The sequence below is a fragment of the Psychrosphaera sp. B3R10 genome (assembly GCF_018861025.1).
GTDB classification, from domain to species: domain Bacteria; phylum Pseudomonadota; class Gammaproteobacteria; order Enterobacterales; family Alteromonadaceae; genus Psychrosphaera; species Psychrosphaera algicola.
In genome coordinates this window covers 1-1,832 of sequence record NZ_JAHKQH010000042.1, presented here as the reverse complement: position 1 = coordinate 1,832, position 1,832 = coordinate 1, and the positions used below count along the sequence as shown (strand labels likewise).

1 protein-coding gene is annotated in these 1,832 nt (G+C 42.9%); it reads right to left on the bottom strand.

Annotated features, from left to right (window positions below; all coding sequences use genetic code 11):
• The coding region (locus KO525_RS15400) for an S-layer family protein (protein ID WP_215964733.1) at positions 1-1,832 on the bottom strand (1,832 nt) is incomplete at both ends.

Here is a 1,832-nt window from a genome sequence, read left to right as displayed (position 1 = left end):
GTCCACATCCGCTTGTAATGCGCTTTCAGCGTTTGTTGCTCTTGTTGTCTCAGTGGCAATTGCCGTTGCATTAGCTTCTATATCTCCAGAAACAGTGCCGGTTGCACCGCCTGCTTCAATCGAAACGCTATTTAATAGCTCAGCCGAGTCGACCAAATTATTCGCATCCGTATCGACAAAGTTAGCCAATAAATCTAAACGCAAATCACTGTTATAAATTGAATTACCTGAGCTAAAGAAATCCGATGTTGTCACAGAAGAACCCGAAATAACGTTAGAATCAAAGCCAACAAAACCGTCTATGCCTTCACTTCCATTTACAAGATAAGAGACAAATGCAGCGATGGTATTTGTTGAATCAAATCCAGTACCAATAACTTCTAAAATCGCATCTATTTGATTGTTTACATAATCAAAAGTATTTCGATTATAAAGGTTCATGCCAAGTTCATTACCCGCTAAATCACCATTCACATTAACTAAACTTGATGTGGAACCTGTTTCCGACGAAGTAAACGACATGGCTAATTTCCGAGCCGGACCAGTAAAGTCCTCACTGGTAATTTGGTAACTTGTACCACTACCATTAGTTCCATCCGTTGTTGTTAGGTAGACGCCTGAGTCATCATTGTTGCCCGCAGCGTCGCCGCCATTTGCATCCGCTAGATCTAAATTGCCAAGAACAAGAGAAATATCATTTGCACTTGACGCAGAGGACGCTTTCCAATCAACAAATAACGAATTACTCGAATCACCAACATTACCGTGTGAGGTAAAGTCGTAGGATTTTGCTTTTATAAATTCTGAATTATCCTGATCCTGACTTGAAAGAATGTAGTTATTGCCGGTGATCCCAACAGAAAGCGCAACGTTAGATAAATAGATATCATTTGTGCCGTCATGCCCCTTTATCGTTCCCGCTATTGTCATACTTCCAGAGTCATCAGTGATTGAAACCGTTGAAGCTGTTTCATTTGTATTAATTACACTCCCAGGAGCCGTATTAACAATAATATCGTTAACAGTAAGGCCGGCGTTCGTTGAGGCATTTGTAGTTAATACAACATTTCCACCTGATTGGGAGTCTCCCAAGGTACTGACATCCAGAGTCGTTAATGTAACTGCACCGCCAGCATTAAAACTCAACATTGGAGTAACTACGTTGCCACTATCCGTTAAGCCACCGCCTGCAATCAAGTTAAGTGAGGTAGATGCGTTCGTAGCTCCAATGTCTAAATCATTAACATCGGTAATACTGACAGATGATCCGTCGTCGATCATAACGCTACCAACAAAATCATTATTTGCTTGAGTTAACGTAATGGTATTGTCGCTGTTGTCATCTGAATCAGCATCGATAGTTGTCGAACCGGCTACACTGAGTGCTGCGGTTTGTGTGATATTGCCATTACTCGTTAAGTTTAGATCACCAGTTAACGTAGATTCGCTCAGCTCAACGGCGCCTGCATCTTCAATCGTAACATTACCTGCACTAACAACCGCCAAAGATAAATCATTACTATCATTATCTAACGTAATGTTGCCCGTACCTGCAGTTATACTCACGGCACCACCGAGGTTATTGGCATCGTCGTCCAACATCACCGAGCCATTTGACGTACTCGTATCTATTGTCGTTGTGCCCGTGACCGCCAACGTTGCACTGTCATTTACACTTGTTGCATTAGTGACATTAAAGCTGCCCATCGTGCCCGCAACCGTTAACGCCCCTGCATTTTCAACCGTTACTGCGCCACTTGATGTGCTGGTTAACGCCAAGTCGTTTGTCGCATTGTCTAACGTGATAGCACCTGAGCCACTGCTCACCGTCA